The following is a 498-nucleotide window of genomic DNA, read 5'->3' as shown; positions in this document are numbered from 1 at the left end:
CCCGCTTGGCTTTTATTTACTGCCCCCCGGGGGGGGGGGGGGGGGGCCCCCCGGTGGGGCGGCACGGGGTCGGATGTGTGGGTATGTCGATTTCCACGTCTGTGGTTCGTCGAATGAATGACTTTCAACGGGAGCTGCACATGAGCACTGACACCGCGCCGAAAGGCCCGGCCTCGTACTTTCCCTCCATCGAGAAGACCTACGGCCAGCCGGTGGCGCACTGGCTGGGCCTGCTGGCGAAGAAGCCGGGCCTGAAGCACATGGAACTGGTCAGCTACCTGAAGAGCGAGCACGGCCTGGGCCACGGCCACGCCAACGCCCTGGTCGCCCACCACCTCAACGCCCAGCGCTGACCCACCGCAACCGAGCGAAGCGACCCGCTTTCGCTCTTGCTCTTCTTTTTCTCTTACGTGGCTGGACGCACCCGGAAAGTGTCAGAGGCCGGGCGGGGTGGGTGCGCGGGGGTGTACCCGGGAGAGAAGCCCCCCGCCAACCCCC

At 66.7% G+C, this 498-nt stretch carries 1 protein-coding gene; it reads left to right on the top strand.

Annotation, left to right across the window (positions count from 1 at the left end; genetic code table 11):
• The first annotated feature begins 140 nt into the window (after positions 1–140).
• Entirely contained in the window at positions 141–353 is a 213-nt protein-coding gene (locus IAE41_RS22345) for a DUF4287 domain-containing protein (RefSeq protein ID WP_200734608.1), read from the top strand.
• The last annotated feature ends 145 nt before the right edge of the window (positions 354–498 follow it).

It is taken from the genome of Stenotrophomonas sp. S39 (genome assembly GCF_016624665.1).
Taxonomy (GTDB): Bacteria; Pseudomonadota; Gammaproteobacteria; order Xanthomonadales; family Xanthomonadaceae; genus Stenotrophomonas.
This window is presented reverse-complemented; position numbering and strand designations above follow the sequence as displayed.